General features: G+C 38.3%; 22 protein-coding genes. 6 read left to right on the plus strand and 16 right to left on the minus strand.

The genetic code is table 11. The features are described 5' to 3' along the window. Nucleotides 1-79: 79 nt before the first annotated feature. The 5 genes from cbiQ to CIT02_RS03545 all read right to left on the minus strand — a co-directional run bounded on the left by cbiQ (nucleotide 80) and on the right by CIT02_RS03545 (nucleotide 3543). Entirely contained in the window at nucleotides 80-868 is a 789-nt protein-coding gene (gene cbiQ / locus CIT02_RS03525; RefSeq protein ID WP_292614070.1) for a cobalt ECF transporter T component CbiQ, read from the minus strand. Between the two features lie 132 nt (nucleotides 869-1000). Then, a complete protein-coding gene (locus tag CIT02_RS03530) occupies nucleotides 1001-1315 on the minus strand; it encodes an energy-coupling factor ABC transporter substrate-binding protein (RefSeq protein ID WP_048085332.1) in 315 nt (104 codons plus the stop codon). Further along, entirely contained in the window at nucleotides 1316-2002 is a 687-nt protein-coding gene (gene cbiM, locus CIT02_RS03535) for a cobalt ECF transporter S component CbiM (RefSeq protein WP_292614074.1), read from the minus strand. It lies immediately after the preceding gene. Nucleotides 2003-2990: 988 nt separating this feature from the next. After that, the gene (locus tag CIT02_RS03540; RefSeq protein WP_048073569.1) at nucleotides 2991-3215 is read right to left on the minus strand and encodes a TRAM domain-containing protein; all 225 of its coding nucleotides are present in this window, start codon (nucleotides 3213-3215) and stop codon (nucleotides 2991-2993) included. Between the two features lie 103 nt (nucleotides 3216-3318). Continuing rightward, the gene (locus tag CIT02_RS03545; protein WP_048073570.1) at nucleotides 3319-3543 is read right to left on the minus strand and encodes a TRAM domain-containing protein; all 225 of its coding nucleotides are present in this window, start codon (nucleotides 3541-3543) and stop codon (nucleotides 3319-3321) included. 353 nt (nucleotides 3544-3896) lie between these two features. Between CIT02_RS03545 and pyrF the strand changes: the two genes are divergently transcribed. Continuing rightward, complete coding sequence (pyrF, locus tag CIT02_RS03550) at nucleotides 3897-4547, plus strand: orotidine-5'-phosphate decarboxylase (protein ID WP_292614077.1); 651 nt, start codon at nucleotides 3897-3899, stop codon at nucleotides 4545-4547. Here pyrF and CIT02_RS03555 read toward each other — a convergent pair. The 6 genes from CIT02_RS03555 to CIT02_RS03580 all read right to left on the minus strand — a co-directional run bounded on the left by CIT02_RS03555 (nucleotide 4491) and on the right by CIT02_RS03580 (nucleotide 8983). After that, complete coding sequence (locus CIT02_RS03555) at nucleotides 4491-5087, minus strand: hypothetical protein (protein WP_292614079.1); 597 nt, start codon at nucleotides 5085-5087, stop codon at nucleotides 4491-4493. The two genes, pyrF and CIT02_RS03555, sit on opposite strands and share 57 nt — an antisense overlap. A 39-nt stretch (nucleotides 5088-5126) precedes the next feature. Beyond that, on the minus strand, nucleotides 5127-6032 hold the full coding sequence (locus CIT02_RS03560; protein ID WP_292614081.1) for a deoxyhypusine synthase: 906 nt from the start codon (nucleotides 6030-6032) through the stop codon (nucleotides 5127-5129). A gap of 427 nt (nucleotides 6033-6459) precedes the next feature. Continuing rightward, nucleotides 6460-7341, minus strand: a complete 882-nt coding sequence (locus tag CIT02_RS03565; RefSeq protein WP_292614083.1) for a CBS domain-containing protein — start codon at nucleotides 7339-7341, stop codon at nucleotides 6460-6462. Between the two features lie 364 nt (nucleotides 7342-7705). Then, nucleotides 7706-8497: a DUF6602 domain-containing protein gene (locus CIT02_RS03570; protein WP_292614085.1), complete on the minus strand. Its 792-nt coding sequence runs from the start codon at nucleotides 8495-8497 to the stop codon at nucleotides 7706-7708. A gap of 9 nt (nucleotides 8498-8506) precedes the next feature. After that, the gene (locus tag CIT02_RS03575) at nucleotides 8507-8740 is read right to left on the minus strand and encodes a DUF2188 domain-containing protein (protein ID WP_292614086.1); all 234 of its coding nucleotides are present in this window, start codon (nucleotides 8738-8740) and stop codon (nucleotides 8507-8509) included. Nucleotides 8741-8752: 12 nt separating this feature from the next. Then, entirely contained in the window at nucleotides 8753-8983 is a 231-nt protein-coding gene (locus CIT02_RS03580) for a hypothetical protein (RefSeq protein WP_292614088.1), read from the minus strand. Nucleotides 8984-9258: 275 nt separating this feature from the next. Here CIT02_RS03580 and CIT02_RS03585 point away from each other — a divergent pair, with 275 nt between their 5' ends. After that, nucleotides 9259-10152: a hypothetical protein gene (locus tag CIT02_RS03585; RefSeq protein ID WP_292614089.1), complete on the plus strand. Its 894-nt coding sequence runs from the start codon at nucleotides 9259-9261 to the stop codon at nucleotides 10150-10152. Between the two features lie 208 nt (nucleotides 10153-10360). Here the strand turns inward: CIT02_RS03585 and CIT02_RS03590 are convergent, their stop codons facing one another. From CIT02_RS03590 to CIT02_RS03610, 5 genes are all read right to left on the minus strand, one after another. Further along, nucleotides 10361-10486, minus strand: coding sequence for a hypothetical protein (locus CIT02_RS03590; RefSeq protein ID WP_292614090.1), 126 nt, complete (start codon nucleotides 10484-10486; stop codon nucleotides 10361-10363). Between the two features lie 101 nt (nucleotides 10487-10587). Continuing rightward, nucleotides 10588-11814 carry a guanitoxin biosynthesis MBL fold metallo-hydrolase GntH gene (gene gntH, locus CIT02_RS03595; protein WP_292614091.1) on the minus strand — a complete coding sequence of 409 codons (1227 nt, stop codon included), beginning with the start codon at nucleotides 11812-11814 and terminating at the stop codon, nucleotides 10588-10590. Beyond that, nucleotides 11792-12775 carry an AI-2E family transporter gene (locus tag CIT02_RS03600; RefSeq protein ID WP_292614092.1) on the minus strand — a complete coding sequence of 328 codons (984 nt, stop codon included), beginning with the start codon at nucleotides 12773-12775 and terminating at the stop codon, nucleotides 11792-11794. The genes gntH and CIT02_RS03600 overlap by 23 nt, the downstream gene beginning before the upstream one ends. A gap of 397 nt (nucleotides 12776-13172) precedes the next feature. Further along, the gene (locus tag CIT02_RS03605; protein ID WP_292615051.1) at nucleotides 13173-13343 is read right to left on the minus strand and encodes a hypothetical protein; all 171 of its coding nucleotides are present in this window, start codon (nucleotides 13341-13343) and stop codon (nucleotides 13173-13175) included. A 292-nt stretch (nucleotides 13344-13635) separates the two neighbouring features. After that, nucleotides 13636-14217: a dienelactone hydrolase family protein gene (locus tag CIT02_RS03610; RefSeq protein WP_292614093.1), complete on the minus strand. Its 582-nt coding sequence runs from the start codon at nucleotides 14215-14217 to the stop codon at nucleotides 13636-13638. Nucleotides 14218-14471: 254 nt separating this feature from the next. Between CIT02_RS03610 and CIT02_RS03615 the strand changes: the two genes are divergently transcribed. The 4 genes from CIT02_RS03615 (at nucleotide 14472) to bsh (ending at nucleotide 17840) form a co-directional block, all read left to right on the plus strand. Then, a complete protein-coding gene (locus tag CIT02_RS03615) occupies nucleotides 14472-15374 on the plus strand; it encodes a DUF5518 domain-containing protein (protein WP_292614095.1) in 903 nt (300 codons plus the stop codon). A gap of 58 nt (nucleotides 15375-15432) precedes the next feature. After that, nucleotides 15433-15864: a DUF3792 family protein gene (locus CIT02_RS03620; RefSeq protein WP_292614097.1), complete on the plus strand. Its 432-nt coding sequence runs from the start codon at nucleotides 15433-15435 to the stop codon at nucleotides 15862-15864. A 143-nt stretch (nucleotides 15865-16007) separates the two neighbouring features. Beyond that, nucleotides 16008-16469, plus strand: a complete 462-nt coding sequence (locus CIT02_RS03625; protein ID WP_292614099.1) for an HXXEE domain-containing protein — start codon at nucleotides 16008-16010, stop codon at nucleotides 16467-16469. 384 nt (nucleotides 16470-16853) lie between these two features. Then, entirely contained in the window at nucleotides 16854-17840 is a 987-nt protein-coding gene (gene bsh / locus CIT02_RS03630) for a choloylglycine hydrolase (protein ID WP_292614101.1), read from the plus strand. Nucleotides 17841-17847: the final 7 nt, after the last annotated feature.

Consider the following 17847-nt stretch of genomic DNA (forward strand, 5'->3'; position numbering starts at 1 on the left):
AGATTTAAAAATGCATTTAAATGCTAAATTGCACTCCTGCTTTTGCTTTAAAAACAATAAATGCTTATTATAAATTTAATTAGAATAGGGTGAAGTTTCCAGTGAAGTACAGCCCAATAACCAGACCTACCTCAAAGAGGGTTAGTAACACCAGGTTTCGGGCCCCTATAGTTCTCATGCTTTCCGGTTCTTTTACGGTTTTTATGGAACCATCATAGCATCGTGATTCCATGGCAATATGGGCCTGTTCACCTTTAATCCAGGTTCTGATGAACAGGTTGCTGCCCAGCATGCCCATGGATTTAAAGGATTTTTTCAGGGAAGAATACCCTAAACGTGTTTCCTGGGCATGGTACATGTTAATGCCTTCATCTAAAAACAGGAAGATGTAGCGGTACATGAGCATGGCCAGTTCCAGGACTATTTGGGGTATTTTGAAACGTTCTAATTCACTGAAAAGTTCGGTCATGGGAATGGTCAGGGCTAAGAAGGCCATGCAGGTGAAACCACCCAATACCCGGGAGAAAAGGAGCAATCCACGGTTGAAGCCATCTTGAGTTACGGCCAGGTTGAATATTCCCAGATCCAGTATATGGGCCCCTACTCCAAAGAACAGGGCCATGAAAATGAAGGTCAGGAATCCAAAAAAGAAGGGAACTGCTAAGAATTTCAGGTAGAACTTCCAGGGAATTTTTGCCTGGAAAATGAGTAAAGATGAAATTACTAAAGTTATAAGTAGGGGTATTATGGGAGAGGTGGATGCCAGACTCACCAGCATGGTAGCAATCGCAAATATGACTTTAAAGAGAGTGTTGGTCTCCCTAAGGCCATTGGAGTGTGCGTAGTTATCCAGAGTGTTTTCAAACATTGAATGCATCTGATCCCATCCTACTTTACTTTAGATATTATCAATTTTACTTTACTTATACTTTACTTTATTTAAATTCAACCATACCTTAATGGTACCTCCCCTTTTTCCTTAATTAATATGTTTTTGGACCTATTTTTCACCTTCTTTTTCCATTTTTTTACGCTCATTGGCCTGCCCATGGAAATATCCCAATATGTAACCAATTATTATGGCTCCAATGGCTGCTTGAATGGCAAATAACAGACTGGCAATCTCACCACTTGGTGGTTCCCAGATGGAACTGAACCAAGGTTCGTATCCTGTTTCTTCGATAGCTGTGCCTGCGGCATCATCGGCTCCACCGAAGTAGCCCTCTTCTTCACCCAGGCCACTGTACATGGCCAGGGGGAGGATGGCAATTACCGCGACAATGGCCAGTATGACAATGTAGTACTTGCTATCCATTCACACCACTCCTTTGACTTTCTCTTTCACCTTGGGGCCAATAACCTTCAGGGTTTCCAGGATGTCCGGTCGCAGTTTCATAATGTAATCAAATATCACCACTGTCAGGAGTCCTTCGGCAATGGCCAGGGGTATCTGGGTGACGGCGAATATCCACATGAAGTTGGTGAAGGCAACCGTGAAGGTGGGTACTGGAAATGCCAGGGATAACTGCAGGGCCGTGGTAACATAGGTTAAAAGGTCAGCTAAGGCTGCTGCCAGGAATATTCCCAGTAGGGGAGATCCCCCTGCATTTTTAACACCTTTGTATATGAGCCAGGCTACCACCGGTCCCACAATTCCCATGGAGAATATGTTGGCCCCCAGGGTGGTCAGTCCACCGTGGGCCAGGAGCAAGGCCTGGAACACCAGAACTATGGCGGCCATTACACTGGCCACTGCCGGGCCAAAGAGCACTGCACCCAGACCAGACCCGGTGGGATGGGAGCAACTACCAGTTACTGAAGGTAGTTTCAAAGATGACAAAACAAACATAAATGCACCGGAGACTGCCAGTAATGGCTTTGATTCCGGATTTTCATCGGTTATCTTTTTGATCTGTATAACACCGTAAGCTACCACTGGAATGGATATTATGTACCATACCAGGCACCATTGCCAGGGCAGAAACCCTTCCATAATATGCATTTAAATCCTCCTTCCATAATTTTTACAATTTAAATCATTGCTACAACACACGAGTAAATTCCATTAAATTTCCTGTAATATCCCATTTAGAATAAGCCCTTTATAAAGTTTCACTTTTAATTTAAAAAAAATCAGGAAAACTTGATTTTGTGGTTGGGGAAAATCATCAAGGGTAATCTTTTCAGAAAAAGTTTAAAATTAAAATAATTAGGAAGGTTTTGGATTTAGGAAGGTTTTGGATTGGAAAAGGAAGGGTAAAATGAAAAAATATAACCTGAAATTAAAACAGAGATTTGAAATATGAAAATAGAAGTTTGAAATTAAAAAAGGAAAGGTTTTAACTAAAAAATATGGCTGAATAGCAAACCTCTCCAGTAAAAATATGAAGGGGGGGGGGCGTGTGGTGTTAAGAAAACACCACACATTAACTACATACCCCTTTATCACTTAAATGGATATGCCCAAATCTATCCCAATTTGTCCCCAATTAATTCTACAGTACCATAAATAACCATCCATCGAAATTAATACGTTATTATGCAGATTAAATATCTATGGCTGTCAAAAGTAATAATTCCCGGATAAATCTCCGGGACTAACATTTCACCATAATAAAATACGGAGTTTTACTCCTCGCAAAAACCATAATCTAACCAAGGCAACCAAGCTAGAAACAATGGGATAACGAAAACTAAGCTAAAAAAGAACGAAAACTAAGCTAAAAAAGAATCCATAGCTAAAAACCCATGAAAAAAACCTGACAACCTAGAACTTAAGAAAAACAAGCTAATACTAAAAACAATCGAATAAAAGAAGATAACAACTAAAACTAAACCTAAGAAATTAATCTAACAACCTAAAGCAAAAACTAGTAGGTAAACTTGAATAGGGATGAATTTAAAGAAATTTAAAAAAAAATAGTCAGAAAGGAATAAAATCAGATTTTATTCCTTAATATTTGAAGATTACTTTGAAAAAGGTAATTACCTTATTCTACTACTTCAGCGAAACCAAAGTTCCTGCGGACGGAGTTGATTCTGATTTTAACTTCGTCACCGACTTTAGCTCCAGAAACAAAGACAACAAACCCTTCGATACGGGTAATGCCGTCGCCATCTCTACCTAAATCTTCAATTTTAACATCGTATTCTTCCCCTTCGTTAATAGGGGCAGAATTTTCCCTTTCATCTCTTCCGTAACTACTTCCAAACATTTTATATTCACTTCCAAATAATTTGCCTAATGGCTAAAAAATTCATGAATTCTTAAAAAACTTAATAAAATTGATTTTATTCCGCTTCAAGAATTTCTAGTTTTTATTCTACAATTTCTGCAAAACCGAAGTTTCTCCTGACGGAGTTTACTTTGATTTTAACTTCATCTCCAACTTTAGCTCCTGAAACGAAAACAACAAAACCTTCTATACGAGTAATGCCGTCACCATCTCTACCTAAATCTTCAATTTTAACATCGTATTCTTCCCCTTCGTTAATAGGGGAGGAATTTTCCCTTTCATCTCTTCCGTAATCATTTCCGAACATTTATTCACTTCCAAATTTGCCATTAGAAATGGCTGACTTTACTATAGAACTGGATGCTTATAAAGGTATGTTAAATTTCTGGCCTTTTTTGACTAAATTCTATAGGGAGTGGTATAATTGGGATAGATGCATACACTCAAAAAGGGACAATGATGTGGAAAAACTCACACTCATGTCAGTATAACGAAGCTGAGTAGGCCCCTTTTTGGAGCTGGTACTTACTACTAATTATAACCTTCCAAGATTTAGGTTTTACTCCCTGTTCAAGTTTTACTCCAGGTTTAGGTTATACTCCCGTAAACCGATCCTGATCTGTACAAAAGTAATTTAATAACCAGGGACATACTACCTTCATGGAGGTTAAAAACAATATAATACTGGCTCTGGATGTCCTCAGCATGGACCAGGCCAGAAAATTACTGGATGAAATTAGTGACTACCTGGACACCATTAAAATTGGTTATCCTCTGGTTTTAGCCGAGGGTCTGGAAGCAGTAACCCAGGTGAAAGAAGAATACCAGTGTAAGATCATCACTGACTTCAAGGTGGCGGATATACCGGCCACCAATCAGAAGATCGCCGATGTGACTTTCCAGGCTGGTGCCGATGCCCTGATTGTGCACGGCTTTGTGGGGCCGGACAGTGTGGCCAGCTGTGTGGAATCTGCTGAAAAACAGGGAAAGGAGGTTTTTCTCCTGACAGAAATGTCACATCCTGGTGCATCCCAGTTCCTGCAGCCAGTTTCCATGGACATAGCCCGTATGGGGGTGGAGATGGGTATCCAGAACTATGTGGGTCCTTCCACTCGCCTGGACCGTCTGGAAAAAATAAGAAATATTATTGGGGAGGATTCATTCCTCATATCCCCGGGTGTGGGTACTCAGGGAGGAGACCCCAAGGATACCCTGAAATTTGCTGATGCACTGATTATTGGCCGGAGCATATACCTAGCCCCGGACCCGGTAGAGTCCCTTGAGTCCATCATAGATTCTATTGAATTTTAGGCCAGCCATTTCATAGGCCACATCAAAAAGTATGAAATAAAGGAAGGTTACTGGCTGGAAAAGGTTCACTCCCGGGATCTGGAAATAGGGGTAGATCATCTGCAATCCTCCCCCTACCGCCAGCAACAAGACTGCTATTTTGAGGACACAACGGTACTGGAAGAAGGTTTCTACTATTTTTACTCCTTTTAGACTTTCCCGGTCATTCCCCACCTCGTCCAGCCATGCTGCAGCTGTGCAGATGATGAGTGCGGCTAGCCCTATTTCTGGTATGCCAAATATGAATAGAATTCCCACAAAAATTGCTAGAGTGACCAGGTGGCCCAGTTTGTCCACTTTACCTGCCAGGAGGGTTCCCAGCAGTATGGCCAGGAAGATGGTGGCTGCATCAGCGAAGTTCACCGAGAGGTATCCTATGGCCGCTACACATATTAACCCACCGATGATGCCCAGCCGGGTGTTGTTCTCCATGTCCAGGGCATCGTCCGAGAATTTCATGAAAAATCCGGATAATGCGTAGAGTACTGCCTCTAAAATCATGATTATTAAGACTCCTTAACGTTATTTTTTTAATCTATTCTATTTATCTAGTTTTTCCCGGGCTCCGGCCACCATGAGGGGGAAGATTATGGTGGCATCTCCAATTACGGTCACCAGTTTGGATCCGCATTTGGCCTTGGCCCATGATTTGGCCTCTTCCAGGGGTGCTCCTCCCAGGCTGCCGGCTTCACTGCGGTCCAGGGTCACCTGTATCGCGGCATCCACTCCACCGGTTAAGATGTTGGATGCCAGGGCATAGTGTTTGGGGAGTCCTCCTCCCAGGATCACGGTGGCCACCTTTTTTGAACTGTAGACTATGTCGGATAATTCGTGCATGTCTCCAGGGGCATCCAGGGTTAGCTGGTTTTCCTGGGTGAACATCCACAGTTGCAGGCCCAGCATACTGTCAATGAGGCCTGGTGCATAGATAGGGACATTTTTTTCCGCGGCAGTGCAGATTATGGATTCCGGGTCCTGGATACTGTTTCCTATCTCGGTTATAAACTCCCGGATATTGAGTTGATTGTGTTTTTGGGCAATTTCCTCCAGGAGGATGCTTATCTTTTTTTCGAAGACCTCGAAGTCCTGGGCTTTAGTGTAAACATCACCGATACGGCCCATGCCCATCTGACAGAGTTCTTCATCAGTTTCATCATGTTCCCGGTAGTGTGAACCACCAAATGTTTCCAAAAGATCGTGGGTGAGGTTGGCCCCACTGGTTATAACCACATCCACGTGGCCATCCGCTATCAAGTCCCGGATGATCTTCCGGAGGCCTCCGGGAACCATGGGCCCGGCAATGCTCAGGAAAACCGTGGTGTCCTCATCACTGATTACTTCTGCCAGGAGCTCGGTGGCCCTGTACATTCGGCCAGCCCCTAGAACCCCACTTTTACCCATTTCCTCAATTAATTGGAGGGTGGTCATTCCAGGGTCTATTTTCATATGATTAATCTTCAATTCTGCACTTCCTGTTGATTTATAATAATTTATACTGAGTAATGATACTTTTTGTTGATTTATAATCCTTCCTGCCGAGTTATAAACGGATCGGGTGGATCTATAAAGTTATAAAGAGATCTAAAAGACCAGCAATATGTAAAGATCCTGTGGATCTATAGGAAAAGGAAATCCTTGATGAGAATCCTTGAAAAATATAGTTTGGGTTTTGGTTTATTTAATGATTTATTTAAAAATTGGGTTAGGTATGAAATCACCCTACAAATTTAAAAATTATTTATTGGGGAGAATCAGCTCCCAATCTATATCTTAGGTAGGAATCACTCCACGATCTATAATGATCAATCCGTCCTGAAAATGATTGAACGGTGCAATTAGTTGATTTAAGGGAAAAAGAGTTTATTTTAATCTTTTATTTTAATCCGGCGATTTTATCCAGGAGATCAGTACGGGTTACAATGCCCTGTGCCTTTCCGGCCTTGTCCACCACAATTAAACGGCCGATGTGTTTTTTGTTCATGAGTTCAATGGCGTCGGCAATGACCACGTCTTCGTCCACGGTGATGGCGTTTTTGGTCATGATATCCACTACTTTCATATCTTCCCGTGCCTCGGCCAGGGCTCGGCTGATATCGGAGAGGGTTACCATTCCCCTGACTTCCCCGTCATCCATTACCGGGGCGCCTTCTATGCTGTTGGTGGATAAAACCCGGGCTGCATCTCGGATGGTGGTTAATCCATCCAGGGTTATGAGGTTGGGTGTGGCTACATCCATTACCCTTCTTTTGGGGATGCTGCGGATTCCAGTGGTGTCCAGGAGGATTATGTTGTCCATGTCATCCCGGCCTACTACCACTCCATCCACTACCAGTTTGTTTACTGGTGTGGGACCTACCCTTATCTTATCACCCAGATCCAGGGTTTTGATGTTTCCCACGGCTTTGATGGCTGCTTCACATTCTCCGGGGTGGGGGATACTGGTGAATTCTATTTTGGCCACTGAAATATCCCTAACTGGTTCTCCCTCTTTATATATGGGTACCAGACTCTTTTTGTCGGTGTCCTGGATGTTGAGGGTGTGGTATGCCTTGATAGTTGGTTTGTAACCTCCGCGGGGTCCGGGGACTCCTTTGACCAGGCCCAAACTCCGGAGGGATTGCATCTGATTACGGATGGTTCCAGGGTTACGGTTCATCAACTCAGCTATTTCTTCTCCTTTAACTGACATTCCTTCTGAGTTGCGGTATAAATTTATGAGACTCTGTAGTATTTCCTTTTGAACTGATGTAAGCATTGAACCACCGTAATTTAATACATAAATACCCGAATGTTATTTATATTTTTCAATTAATTTTCAATTATTATTTATTATCCGAACGTAGTTATGATTTACCCTTATTTATAATTATTTATAATTATCATTAATTGTCACTAATGATTATATAAAGATTTTGGGTAAAACGCCTTATTTTTAAGGATATCAAAAGGAAAATTAGTAAGATAAGTTAATACTTGAGGATTTTCCATCAGAATTTTGTTGGAGAAGTAATAAATTGTTAGGGGAGGGCTAGCCCCTAGTTTATTCTCATTTTTAGTTAAAATGTAAATTGGAAAGAAGTTTTGGGATTGGGCTAAATATTTGAGAATCAGTGCCAAGTTTATTTGGGTATTGTTATATTACCTAAATCAATATTACCCAGATAGTTTGTAAAGTTAAAATTAGGAAGCAACTCTGTTTGATTCATATAATGCATGATTAAAGTATAGAACAATAATAATGAATTTTCACTGTTTAAATACACTAATTTAGATCCCTCATCAGGTAATGCAGATAATTGCCCATTTATATCTAAATTGCAGATCACACCTCCATTAAGAACACATATTGTATCAATTCGGGAATTTAATGGTAAATTTTCTTTTTTATGTATATGTCTAACCTGTTTTGATAAAGTTTGTAGATTAATAGATTCATAAGCAAATATAAAATAGTTTATGGGCCAAATTTCCCATTCTTTACCATACATTACATGAAAATGTTTTACTGGTCCTTTTTTACGTGTATATGCAGTTTTTTTAAGTTTCCTAACACTTTTCATATTTTCAAAAGATTTTTCCAGTTCTTTCTTATCTAACTTAGTTTTAACTTCAATGACAGCATATGCACATTCCACAGGAATAACTCTTTGTTTATCTTTTTCATAAAAAATAGGAGTTTTTAGACTATCTGATATTATGACATCTAGTTGTCTCGAAGATTCTCCTTGAGCGTTAACAAGAATTCCAGTTGAAATATCTAAATTTTTAGGAAGATAATTTTTTAGAAAACCTCTGAAAGTTGCTTCAGCTGAACCCCCTTTCATTCCAGGATGACTAATACTCGCTCTAGCCATTTCGAGATCGGAACACATCTTCTTTGAAACTTCATTAAATATAGCTCCGACATTCATTAAATATCACTACCCTTTTGGAGGATATGGATCTTTTCCTGGCGAAATAGTCTTTTTATCCCTTATTTTACCATTTAATCCTTTTATTGATAATTCTCCTCCACCTTGGTTTTCCAACATCTGCGAAGCTGCATCTACTGCCTCTTGTTGTGTATTATGGACGCTAGATGCTTTGTCTGATTGGTTCTTTTTATTTACCCATTTACCGTCTTTTTTATAGACCATTCTGTCATTATCACTCATCAAACCACGTCATTATTTTTCTTTATTTAAATAGTTAATAACATCTTTTACGTCTTTAGCAGATTCTATTTGATATTTATCTCCAATTGGAGTAATTAATTCAAAATTTATTCTTTTATTAGGATATTCAGGTTTTTGAGAGTTTATAAACTCAATTACTTCTACAATTTTATGTTTACCCACAAGAAGACTAATTCCTTTGATTTTAACATCCGGAAATTTAGTTATAACTTTTTTATACAATTCTTGTAGAAATTTTTCATTTCTCCGTAGGACTCGAATCTTATAACTCGTTTTACACCCTCCAAAGATTAATGTAAGATCCTAAACAAAATTGTTCAAGTATGAAACAATTTTCATATTTGAGCACAATTATTAATAATTGTTGTGGTTTACATAAAGTCAAAGATTAAATAGATATTGAGTTAGGATAATACTTTTATTGGAGACATGGAACAATCAAAAATTTTGATTCAACAAATTAAGAACTAAACTCAATAATTATAGGATAGGATTGAATGGATGAGCTACAAATATTTTTAACAATTTTTATTCCATTAGTTGTTTCTGTACTAGTTTGGGCATTAACGTATATTATACCTTATATACGACCTAATTGGTTATCAGATAGCGTTCTTAAAGTTACAATGAATGATCCTGAACATCCCGTTGAAATAAGCCTTATTATAAACCAATTTTCAAAATATGATGATTGGAAACGATTAACAGCATGCAAAAGAATGAGAAGGATGTTTATAAATAAAATTAGAGAAATTGAGGATAATGAGGAATTGGAATGGTCTCGATTGAAAAAAAATATAATAAATATGCCATTAAAAGATGTTTTAGATAAATTAAATGTGTTATTATCTGTTCTGAAGGAGAAACAATATGAAGAAGAACCTGATCTCAAATTCACATCAAAAAATGTGCTAGAAGATTTTGAAAAGCAGATCGAGTCACTTGAAGAAAGCCAGAGAGAATATTCAGAAATTTTGGGAAATCATCCAAATGCTATACTGTGGGGCACATATGTCAGTTCTCCCAAATTTATTGAAAAGTATAATAAAGAAGGATATGACTTGACTATAAAACAGATCCAACTGATGATATCCAAATATACAGTGGTCGATAAAGACGCTTCAATGGCAAAAGAAGAATTTTTAAAGAGTAAAGGCCATAACTCTCCTAATAGACAGCGTGACTCAGAAATAATATCTAAATTTAATGAACTTATTCTTTATATTATCTATCCTCATCCTAAAAGGGATGAACTAACTTATCGTCTAGTTATGGGATTAAGTAACCATGAAAAATCTTCTGAAATCCTGAATGAACTTATAAAAGAAATGGAATCGCAAATATTTTCTAAAGATTACAAAGAATGGAAAACTAGATTTAATTTGTGGTAGATTTGGTGATAATACCAATATAAATTTTTGCTCTTCTCAATAATCCAAAAAAAAATATTCTCTCTAAACCTCACCCTTCAACTCCCGTAACTCCTTCTTCATCTCCACGATAAGTATTTGCAGTTCCCGGATTTCATCCACGGAATAATTAACGGGTGAACTTTTCACATTTAAGTAGTCAATATACCTCAGGTAAGTTTTTCGGAGGTCATCGGGGTCGGATAGGTAGTATGCATCTCTGATCTGTCTTTAAACTTGTGGCCCACACGCTTTCCCGGATTTCCTCGGCCATTCCTGCGTTTATTAGTTGGGTGTTGAAGAATTTACGTAGCATGTTAAGGATACCTTAGAATGTAATTGGACATTTTAAAAGTACTACATACCTCATAAAACCTACCAATCACAGCATTTCCCACTTTTCTACCCGGATGAAAACTAATCAAGGGAAATAGTGGCATCTGCCCACCATTCAGGAGGTTCTTCCACTACTGGAGTGTAAGGAGCACGTTGTTTTCCGGGGATTGGTGGCCACTGGTCTACTTGTTTTGCCTGACGGGTGATGATAGATTCTTTAGTAATGTTGAACACGGTCATGTCTTGAGTCTGAACAAAAGGGCCTTCATATACACTGCCCAGTTCATTAAAGATCATGTTAATGATCTCTGGCGAGAGCAACGTGTGATATAGGCCAGCTACACGTGGTTTTACCAAATTAAATACTTTACCTGCAGCCTTTGGCGATGTATGGGCTGCATTAAGAGCCATAGCGGTTCTTTCGATAGAGAGGCCTGAAGATGCAGCAAGAGCCTCAGCAGGTGGGAAGCACTCATGGATCAACAAATCAACACCACCCTGACAGGCATTTACCAGCGGCCAGGAAGGACGTGCGTCGCCGGAAAAACAGAATGAAAGATCAGCGAAATCTAGACGATACCCAACTGAACCACTGATACAATGAACAACAGGGAATGATGTTACTTTAACACCGTTGGCCTCATAAACAACTTGTGTCTGGCTGAAATCAAACTCAGATGCCACGATCTTCTGGCTGTCTGGATTAATAGCTCCTTTATCCGCAGCGTTGTTCCAAGCCAATGCTTCTTCAATCGCAGCACAGAAGTGCTTGGTACCCAGACGTGGCTCGGAACCACTGGGGCCCCATACATAAACTGGTCCGTCAGCTCGCCCAACTTTGGATAAACTGCCACTAAGTGTGAGCAAGTCACCAATGTGGTCGGCATGCAGATGAGAAATGAATAACTTATTAAGAGCATTTACAGGGAGTTTAAGACTGGCAAAGTTCGCCACAGCACCGGTTCCCAGGTCAAAAAGGAACATGTCACGTTCGGGGTTGCCTACCTCAACAAGAATACTAGCCGAAGCTTGGGCGCGTGTGGGCCAGGGATTACCACTACCCAGTACTGTCACTCGCATCTCACCATCTGCAAGCTCTTCCTCACCCGGAATGAACATCTCAGAATGCTCTTTACCAAGAGTTCCAACCACCGGACTCAAAGTGATGGCGAGATGGCCTCCAGCATATGCTGGTAAAGGTAGGGCATTTGATTCCATATTCTTCATTTTTTTTCTTCCTCCTCTTTCAATTCTGCGCATTATATGATTAGGGAAGGGTTTAACATTATTTTCTTTCTTCTTCTTCACTACCCATTAATAAGGCCAGCCATCGTGTTTCATCGTAGTTTTGGAGATACTTTATGACCACCAAAGTCAATGGAACCCCAATTAAAAATCCAGTGGGCCCTAAAATCCAGCCCCATACAAATAATGAAACAAACACTACAAAAACGGACATCTCAAGTCCTTTTCCAGTTAACCTGGGGAAGATATAGCTTTCCGCTACAGTATTAATAATTATGAAGAAAACCCCCATGGCGATAGCTCCCCCTATACCATATTTAGCCCAGGCTACTAATACCGGAGGTATGGCTGCTATTATAATGCCTAAATAGGGGATGAACCCCAGGGCAAAGGTTAATAATCCCCACAGAACTGCAAAGTTAATGTCAAAGACAAAAAGAATAGCTGAAACACCAATTCCATAAATGAAGTTTACTTTTGCCCTTATGATAAAGTACGTGATGTTAGCTTGAACAAGATCAAATATCTTGTTCAAAGTGGGACTATCAGCACCTAACCCTTTTACAAGCCTAACTTTTATTATGGGAAGTTCATACACCAGGAATATTACAGCAAACAGCATGAAAATTCCCAAGGCCATTAGCCCGGCAATATTCTCTAGGGGGATGTGAGTGACAATGAATTTTATTATTTCATTTCCGTATTGTGCCAGAATTCCCCCTGAGGTTATGGTGAGATCTGGCAATTGTTTTACTAATTGAACGAGTGAAAACGCTAAAAAAGCTAAAATTCCAGCACCTAAAACCAAGGTTCCGACCAGAGTTACTAATACAGACTGGTTGTATGAAAGGCCTTTATTCATAAGCCACTTCAAAACAGGATATATGATTATGGCAATAAATATGGAAAGCAGTATTGGTGCTAAAATCTCAGAAGTATATTTCATTCCTATAATTGCCACGAAAATAACAGCAATGATCATAATCTGCCACACATACGATTTTGTTTTCAAATCTTCAATCATTTTATAACTCCTTTTTTTAAAGAGCCCATTAATGTAATAAAATTTGGTAAAGATATGATTTTATTTAAAATTTTAATAACTTATTATATTTTTTATATCAAGATCAGCCCAAATATGTCACAATTAACAATTCTTACCATCATTATTTGCCACTTATGATAATATGAATATTTGAGTATTACGGCCTGTTTTTAGTCTTTCCAAAGTAAAATTCATTACTCTGAGTAAAACTTCTGGATTTTGGTGTATTATTTTTTTAGAAGAAAAAATAAAAGGTTAGATAAATTATATTTATTCATTTTATAGGTAATGAAGTCCGAAAAAGGAGTTTTGGTATTGGGGAGTATTGTTAAATTAAAAAAAAAGATAAAAAAGGGAAATAATATCTTCTAATTGCTTATTCCGCACCTCCGGTCACCATGGTAATGATTCCGCCTATTAACATTACAATAATCGCAACCCATATGAGGTACCAAGTAAACACCGGGAATATTAAAAAAAGAATCAGAATTATTAAAGCAAATCCAACCAGTGAACCCCCAGTTGCCTGTTGTTTTTCAACCATCATTTTCACCCCCCAATTCGTATAATTTAAATTTTTATGATTAATTATAAGTATGTGCCCTCATTCATATATTATTTTTCCATTTTTTGAATTCTTAAGAGATATATATGATGAATCCCTCTTTAAATCCCAAAAAATGACCCTCTAAACCTCACTCTTCAGTTCTTTTAACTCCTTCTCATCTCCACGACAAGTATTTGCAGTTCCCTGATTTCCTCAGCCATTCCCGCATTTATTAGTTGTGTGTTGTGAGAATTTCCGAACATGTGGCCGGCTGCTTTTATAATTGATAAATTCATTTAATATCCTGTAAAAACTGTATTGCCCGTTGCCACAACAATTCAGATGATTTTCTGTTGTAATCTTGTGAATCTGGGTCAGTGAACAGGTGTCCTGTGACCGGATACTCAAAATATTCATAACTGGCGCCAGATTGATGAATGCTCTTTGAAAATTCATCGATAAATTGTTGATTTTTCCACGGATCTTCAGCGGCATAATGAACCTGAACAGGGACATTTGATGGCCACCTTTCAATTCCAATCATATTAAGGGGTAAAGCAGCGTGAAATAAAAGACATCCCCTGGCACCAGGCTTTGTTCCAGCAAGTAACTCAGCCGACGTTCCTCCATTCGAAAATCCGGCATAAACTGTTTCACTGGGAAAATCTTTAACTGAAGAAATGGTACGAGACACCATTTCTTTGATTCCAATTTCCTCAAATTTTTCGAGTGCTAGTTCCATATCATCAAATGTTTCACCATTATAAAGATCTGGAGTGAGAACATTATGTCCTTTATCCTTTAACATTTCTGCAGCTTCAATTATTCCCCTTCGAAGCCCTAAAACCGAATGAAAGATTACTATATTTGCCATAAATCGCTCTCCTTATTTAACAATGCCTTTTATTTTGAAACTATTAATAATTTAGGTTCTTAGATTTTTCATGCTTCTCGAAGCTTTGTAGGGCTGTTTTAGAGTTGTAACCTAAGGTTGTGATTAACCCTGCTAAATAATTTGATTAATAATTAAAATTTTAATCAACTTACAATATTAATAAATAAGATAATCATAGTAATCTAAAATTACCTGGAAAATTTTATTATGAGGGGGAGAAGGGGGTAATCAAAATGGAAAATATTAATTGGAAAGCAGTACTGGCAGGTTCTGCTACTGCAATAGTGCTAGGTGTTTTATCTTCGTTTTTATTGATGTTATCTCCAATTTATTCCTATGGAATATACGTTGGATTCCTAATCGGTGCTCTATTAACCGGTTATATGGTCGGAGGAACTTATGTGGAAGGAGCAAAACACGGGATAGTGATGGGCATCGTCACTGCCATAATATTAGGGGGAGTTTCAATGATCTTTGATTTAATTTTTCCCCGTGAGGCTCCAGCAAGCATAGTTATTATGGGAGAGATTTATGCACTCATTATTACATTAATCGTGTGTTCCGCTGTGGGCTCAATTTTTGGAGGTATTGGGGCAGAAATAAGAGGTTACAAATTTAATAGGGGTAAAGTAGGTGGGGAAAAAATAAAGGTGAATTGGAAGGCGGTTATTGTTGGATTTGGGGTTACATTTTTAATAGCTCTATTTACTGGATTGTATTTACCAAAAATGGGTTTGATAGCACCAGTAATCGGTGGATTCATTGCTCTTTATCTTGTGGAAGTGAGTTATATTAATGGAATCTTCTACGGAGGACTGCCAACAAGCATAGCTGGACTTATATCCACCCCATTGGTCTTTTTCTTATCACCAAATCAAACAAACATTCAAGTGGCTAATTTAAACATATCACCAGAAACAATCACTGCTATTTTATATATATTGGGAACAATTTCAGGTTTCATACTATTCCTGTTCATTGGTACAATCTGTGGAATCATCGCAGTGGCTGTGCAAAAAAAGACCAATAAAAAAGGAGTATACATATTAATAGCAGCGGTTGTAATTGTTCTTGTGTTTATTTTAGCAAATGTAATTCGTGTGGGTGCGGTTCTAAGTACTTTTGGGCCAGCTTAACAAATTTTTTTAAGAAATATGAGTAGGATATCTTATCTATAATTTTAGGGGTTGGCTGATGGCAGATAAAAAGCAAAAACAATCTTTCAAAACTAAATATTTGGATAAAGGATTTAATCTCGTTTCTATTATTACTGGAATCATTGTCACGTTTGTTATTTGTTTTTTCATATCCTTGATAACTTACACAATTATTCCTTCAAACAACTTAAGCATATTAGAAATTAATCTAATTAATGCAATTGAAGTTATTGGAGTTTCAGTTATTGGAGGATTTATAGCTACATACATTGGAAAAGAAAAACAATTATTAAATGGAATCTGTGTAGGGTTAGGAATTATTCTTATTTCAATCATATCCCATGTGTATTTAATTATTCAAGGCCATTCAAATCTCGACTCATCCAGCCCGATCATTACCCTATTAGCAACTTTAGGATATATTTTAGCTCCAACCTTAGGTAGCTACCTCGCAATCAGAGCAACTTAATATCCAAACAAAATGAGCATCTAATATTGGACGTTTTAATTATTTAATGAGGAACATCCCAAATTTTCGATTCAAAACATACTACATTAATATAAATAAAAAAAAGTACAGATTAGGTATGAATATTAGTGGGGGATGTTATAATGGATTTAACAATTTTATGGCTGGTACCGGTAGCATATTTTATACATATCTTAGAAGAATCACCACGTTTCGTTCCGTGGGCCATTAAATATATTGGTGCACCTGAAACCTTCGGCCAGTTCGTTATTGGAAATGTTATTTTCATGGCTTACGTTATCATAGCCACATCACTTGCAATCTTTTATCCCAGCGAATTAACCCTGGTTATCGGATTATCCTCCGCTGCATGGATATTTTCAAACTTCTTGATCCATGCATACTACACCCTACGCACCGGTGAATATTCTCCCGGGGTGGTGACTGCCAGTGCAATATATGTTCCGGTTTCATTGTATATTTACTACAACTTTTTAGTATCTGGAATGTTAAACAACCTAGACCTAGTATTGTCCGTAATCATAGGTTTTGCAGTGATGTATGTCCCAACCATGATACAACAAAAGAGAAAAGGAAAAAGATAGGAAAACCAACTTTTTTCCACTTATCAAGAAAAATTAACCTGCATTTTCACCCAAATAAATTAGCCCTTTCCTTAAAAATTATTAATTTAAAAAATAAGCCACTCTAAACCTCACCCTTCAACTCTTTCAGCTCCTTATTCATCTCAAAGACCCTGTTTTTTGTAAATCCTGATTCACCCATTGAATAATTAACCGGGAAACTATTCACTTTAAGTAATCAATATACCTCTGGTAAGTTTTTCGTAGGTCATCGGGGTCGGCTAGAGGGTATGCGTCCCGAACCCTATCCTTAAATTTATGTCCACCATTGCTCGCCTGATTTCCTCTGCACTCCCTGAAAAAATAAATAATTAAAAAAAGATAAAAAAAGATTGGGGTGAAAAAATGTGTACGACCTTTAGTATACAAACCGAAGAGGGGAATAATTTTGTTGGACGAAATTTGGACTTGGCATATAATGTAAATGAATCTCCCCTAATTCTTCCGAGAAATTACCTTCTGGAAGATAAAGTTACCGGAGATATGCAAACGACCAACAAAGCCATTATTGGCATTGGAGCTGTAATTGACGATCATCCCTCCATGTTTGATGCCATGAATGAAAATGGATTAGTCTGTGCTGGTCTGAATTTTGAAGGATTCGCACATTTTGAAGCAAAGCCAGTACCGGGAAAAACAAATATCACACCTTACGACTTCATTTACTGGGTAATCTCCAACTACGATACAATTGATGAAGTTAAAAGTGCTCTTTCTAACATAGATTTAGTAGATGTGCCCTTAAATGACCAGACACCAGTTCCCACACTCCACTGGATGATAGCTGATAAAACCGGTGCGTCAATTGTGGTTGAAAAAACTAAAGAACAGCTTGCAGTTTTTGATAACCCTGTGGGAGTTATGACCAATCAACCAACCTTTGACTGGCATTTAATGAATCTAAACAGATACATATCTATTAGTCCTAATCAACCAGAACCAGTCAAGTGGAGTGACCAGTTATTGCAGATTCATGGTGTTGGAGCTGGTACTCTGGGACTTCCCGGAGATTCTCATAGCGTTGCAAGATTTGTGAGAATTGCCTATGCTAGAGCTCATATGCCAGTTCTGGAGGATGATATCAGTGCCGTGACCCAGTGTATGCACATGCTTGACTATGTAAAAATGGTAAAAGCAGGGGTTTTAACAGAGGGAATGGCAGAAAAAACAACATATTCTGCTTGTATGGACCAGGAAAACGGCATCTATTATTACAAAAATTATGGAAATAGCCGAATAAATGCCGTTGATATGCATAAAGAAGACTTGGATGGTGATGAATTAATAAAATGTCATTATCTAACAACACAGGATATAAATTATCAAAATTAGTTGAAAA

It is taken from the genome of Methanobacterium sp. BAmetb5 (assembly GCF_003491305.1).
Lineage (GTDB): Archaea > Methanobacteriota > Methanobacteria > Methanobacteriales > Methanobacteriaceae > Methanobacterium.